This window comes from Niallia sp. MER 6 (assembly GCF_023714395.1).
Classification (GTDB): Bacteria; Bacillota; Bacilli; order Bacillales; family Cytobacillaceae; genus Niallia.
In genome coordinates this window covers 1-4717 of record NZ_JAMAUK010000068.1, presented here as the reverse complement: position 1 = coordinate 4717, position 4717 = coordinate 1, and the positions used below count along the sequence as shown (strand labels likewise).

General features: G+C 30.8%; 6 protein-coding genes. All 6 read left to right on the top strand.

All coding sequences use genetic code 11. The features are described 5' to 3' along the window. Nucleotides 1–359: 359 nt before the first annotated feature. Nucleotides 360–626 carry a hypothetical protein gene (locus M3600_RS27960; RefSeq protein ID WP_251648475.1) on the top strand — a complete coding sequence of 89 codons (267 nt, stop codon included), beginning with the start codon at nucleotides 360–362 and terminating at the stop codon, nucleotides 624–626. Continuing rightward, nucleotides 616–984: a kanamycin nucleotidyltransferase C-terminal domain-containing protein gene (locus M3600_RS27955; RefSeq protein WP_251648473.1), complete on the top strand. Its 369-nt coding sequence runs from the start codon at nucleotides 616–618 to the stop codon at nucleotides 982–984. The genes M3600_RS27960 and M3600_RS27955 overlap by 11 nt, the downstream gene beginning before the upstream one ends. Before the next feature lie 75 nt (nucleotides 985–1059). After that, on the top strand, nucleotides 1060–1287 hold the full coding sequence (locus M3600_RS27950; RefSeq protein ID WP_251648471.1) for a hypothetical protein: 228 nt from the start codon (nucleotides 1060–1062) through the stop codon (nucleotides 1285–1287). A gap of 179 nt (nucleotides 1288–1466) precedes the next feature. Next, on the top strand, nucleotides 1467–2003 hold the full coding sequence (locus M3600_RS27945; protein WP_251648469.1) for an RNA polymerase sigma factor: 537 nt from the start codon (nucleotides 1467–1469) through the stop codon (nucleotides 2001–2003). Next, on the top strand, nucleotides 1993–2919 hold the full coding sequence (spoIIP, locus tag M3600_RS27940) for a stage II sporulation protein P (RefSeq protein WP_251648467.1): 927 nt from the start codon (nucleotides 1993–1995) through the stop codon (nucleotides 2917–2919). The genes M3600_RS27945 and spoIIP overlap by 11 nt, the downstream gene beginning before the upstream one ends. Nucleotides 2920–3093: 174 nt before the next feature. Next, nucleotides 3094–4515: a M1 family metallopeptidase gene (locus M3600_RS27935; protein WP_251648464.1), complete on the top strand. Its 1422-nt coding sequence runs from the start codon at nucleotides 3094–3096 to the stop codon at nucleotides 4513–4515. Nucleotides 4516–4717: the final 202 nt, after the last annotated feature.

The window sequence follows — 4717 nt, the reverse complement described above, 5'->3', positions numbered from 1 at the left end:
GAGATTAGCTATATTCTGTAAATGATAATTTGGAGGAGCCGTGTGCGTTAATAGCGCAAGCACGGTTCTGTGAGGGGGGAGGAGTACAATTTGCCGTAAGGTAGAAAGGCTCCCTTCTACTCGACTAGTGGAAGAAGGATTTGAAGAAATTAAAAGGAAATTAAATGGTTTTGTTGAATCCTAATGACATGTAATCCGTTAATATGTGATTGGGAGTTGTAAAAAAATGACTTGGCATCTTAATAAGTTTTCTACTGAAGAAAGATTTGAAGTTGCTGATGAAATACTTAATGAGTTACTAAAAAAATACAAAAAAAAACCTTCTCTCTGTTGCTATAGAAGGGTCTACTGCAAAGGGAATGGATGGTCCTGAATCCGACTTAGAATTAAGAGTAGTAATAAATGGGCGAGAGAACAGTTGGGAAGCCTTTTTTTACAAAGGTATGTTTGTTGGATTAAGTTTTAGTACTCTTGAAAAAATGAAATCGAAAGCAAGAAGTATTGATTATGAATGGCCAGTAAAGAGTGATTCTATTTTTACATGTAAAGTTTTATATGATTCAACAAATCTCTATGATGAAATAAGGAGTACTGCAAAAAGAAGCAGAGGAACAAGTGGACTTTAACATCCTAATTAAGGATGCACTTACTGATATGTATGAACATGTTTATAAAGTTTTTGCATTAAAGGAAACAGAAACTATAGTAGCTGCGCATGAATCAAGACAAGTTGCTTATTGGGCGGTAATGTCCGTTGGCTTAAAAAATAAGCACAAATATTTGTCAAGTAGGACAATGTATAAAGAAAGTTTTGAGTTGGAATATTTACCTGAAGAATTTGAACAGAAAATACATGGCTTATTATCATTAAATACAGATGTCCAAAGCTTAAAAAATAATCTGGGAGGATTATGGGTTTCTACTCTTAATTGGATTGAAAATATTAATATAAATCTTGAGAAAACGGATCTTTCCTTTTTATAAAAGAGGTAGTTAATGAAATTAGAAGTAACAGTGTAAATGTAATTAAAGGTCAATTTAAGCAGGGGGATGAAACCATTGAATAAGACGGTTACTTTTTCATTTAGCAGTACAAAATATCAAGGTGCAGAGGCGACAGAAACATTTACTTTTAAAGAATTAGATATTGATGAGAATTTGGATAATAAAGCACTAAAAATAGAAATAAACAGAACTTTTCAGGCTTGGGTTTGGGAGAAACTCAATATTTCTTCTAGTATCGTTATAAACGAGACAAGCGCAGATAGTACAGATTATATTCAGTAACAAAGACTTCTGGAACTATAAGGGCAGTTTAATTAAAGAGGATATTCTAACTTAAAAATTGAAATTCATTAATAATCCGTCTTAGAGACGGTTTTTTTTATTTAGGAAAAAATTAAAAATAATTGTAACCTTTAACCAAGTTCAAACGATTTATATTTGTATAAAAAAGGGGGGAGATTGTGTTTAATAAAGACAATACCGAAGATGAAATAATAGAAATTTATAAACTTTATTATTTGGATGTATACCGATATCTAATTTGTTTTACAGGGAATCACAATGATACAGAAGATTTAACACAAGAAGTGTTCATTCGGGTTCTTAAAAATCTTACGGATAAAAATCGAATTCATCACTTAAAAGCTTGGATACTTTCTATTGCAAGACATACGGCAATTGATCATTATCGAAAAAAACGTTGGCAAGTATTGATTAATGAAAAGATTTTAAGAAATGTAGCAAGTGGACATCAGCCAATAGACATTTTAGAGTTAGACGAATTAAAAAAAGGTATTCATGCTGGGATTGCTAAATTAAAACCCCATTTTAGGTCAGTTGTAATACTTAGAGCGATTAATGAATGCTCAATAAAGGAAACTGCTGATATTCTTCAATGTAGTGAATCGAAGGTGAAGGTTGATTATCACAGAGCATTAAAAGAACTAAAAAAGATTTTAAATCCATTATCAATGGAGGTGCTAAGTAATGCAAGATGACAGAGAATTAACTGATTTAATTAAAAAATCTTTTTCACTTAATCCAAGGGAAGAGTTTGTTTTAGAAACAGAAAATTTATTAAGAGAAAAAGCAAGAAGGTTAGGAAGAAAGAAGACATACAGTCGTTGGATTATTTCAGTAAGTGCATTGATTGCTTGTTTGTTTGTATTCACTTATGTAATCCAAAAAGGTGAAGAACCTTTAATAAACCTATCTAATTCTACCCCTAACATTGAAAATACTATATCTTCATTTTCTAACTATAGTAAAGAACCACTTGTTTATATTTATCATACTCATAATGATGAATCTTTTATCCCCGAATTGAAAGCTGTAAATCCAAACGAACAATTCGATCAGGAAAATAGCTATGACGAAAATATCAATATTACATTAGTCGGTCAAAGATTAAGTAAGGCTCTTAATAATAGACTTATTAATAATATTGTTGATACAACCAATAATATGAAGTTAGTTGAACAACGTGGGTTATCTAGAAAAGATGCTTATAACGTATCCAGAGAAAAATTAGTAGAAACTTTAACTAGATATAATAATATACAAATGGTTTTTGACCTCCACAGAGATACTACTCTAAAAAGAAATACCACTGTAGAGATTAACGGTAAAAGTTATTCAAAGCTTGCATTTGTTGTAAATCAAGAAGATGAAAAGTATAAGGAGAATATGGAATTTGCAAGAGAATTTCATGAAAAAGCACAAGAATTGTATCCTGGACTTTCGCGGGGGATATTTGGTAAGTCCACAGAGATGGCAAGTGATTATAACCAAGATATCTTAAACCAGTCTGTTATTATTGAAATTGGTGGGATAGAGAATTCATTAGAAGAGGGATACAATACTGTTGAAGCGTTAGCAGAAATTATTGAAATATTATTGAAAGAAAAAAAATAAATGTTGGACTTTTATTTTACTGCCTTTGGCAGTTATTTTTTTACGCAAAGAATTTTCATTGTAGGGAAAGTGATTTTCCTTGCTAAAGCAAAATATATACAGGAATTTCCAAACCGAAAAGAGAATTGCTTATAATATGGATTGAACTCGAGGGGGGAGAGAGTTATTAAATACTTGTACTTAAGTTTCTTTTCTATATTAGTTATATTTTTATGCTTCCAAGTTTTAAAAGTAAATATCGTATTGGTTAGCAACAATAATGAAGTTAAAAAGTCATTTACTCCAAATACAGTACCCGCAGGTAATCATGCTTCATACGATTTAAACATTGTAATGAGTGAGAAAGAAGAATTTGAAGTAATTGCAAAAGTAAAGGTACAGAATAAATCAGAAGATAATTGGACTGATTTGGTCTTTTATTTTATTCCTAATATCTTTACCAAACAAACTTTAGATAGTGTTGGTCAATCTTCTGCTCATCCTGGAACAGTTACAATTCCCACTGTTAAAATTGATGGAGAAAAAGTAGATTTTTCATTAGAACAAGATACATTGAAAATAGACTTAAATAATGAGTTACCTCCAAGTAGTGAAGTAAATGTCAGTTTTACATACAATTTTACACTTCCAGACAAAGGCTTGAGATATACAAAGAATAATGGGAACTATTACTTGGCTCAATTTTACCCAATGCTTGCTACCTATAGAAATAAGGAATGGAATAAAGAAGATTATCGATTTAAGGGGGAGACATATCATACTAATTTTAGTGACTTTAATGTAACCTATAAGTTACTAAATGGTTATACACTAGTTTCTACAAGTCCAAACGATCCCAAAGAAGTTAAACAAATTGGAACATTACAAGCAAATAACGTTAAAGACTTTTTTGCAGTAATCTTGAAAGAACATTTTCTAATCGAAAAAGAAGTGGGAAACACAAATATTAGATTATTTGGGTTTGGTGATGATAAACAGCTCTCTCAGGAGGTATCGGAAATAGCTTCAGAAGCATTTATGTACTTTGAAAAAACAATTGGGCCTTATCCTCATAATCAATTAGATATTGTGTTGGATGGTAAAAGTATGGAATACCCAGGGGTTGTAACAGCATACTCAATTGATGATCATGCTAAACTACCTCCTGCTTTATTAAAATCGACAGTTGTACATGAAATAGCTCATCAGTGGTTTTATGGAATAATTAGTAATGATCCATATCATGAAGCTTGGCTGGATGAAGGCTTTGCTGAGTTTGCTACAGGCCTATATTTTTATTCGAAATTAAATGAAGGTGTACCTTATAGCAATTTAAATGAAGTGGTAAAAGGACTTGACCAGTTGCCAGTAAACTTATCTTTGGATCAGTATGAACAGGATAAGCAAAGTTCATATATTTATGGGAAATCCAATGTTATGTTATGGAAACTTTTTGAAAAAAGGGGTGAAATCAAAGAAGCTGAAAAATTCGTAAAGAAATACTATGATAATTATAAGTTTAAAGAGATAGATTCAGAAGAGTTTATTCGGTTTATTAAATATTACTTTAACTTAAAGGATAATTCAGTTTTTAAAGATTGGTTAGAAGTAAAATAATTGCAACAACAGCTGCCATTGGCAGCATTTTTTGTTCAAAGTTATATAAATTTTGTGAAATATTACACTTAAACAAAACCAGCTAATAGTTTGTCAACATTTTTCAATAAAAAGATAAATAATCTCGTGGTATACTAAAAATGCACATGCCAAATAACCTACCGCTATATTTTAATTGGAAGGTTTTGTTGTATTTAGTTAG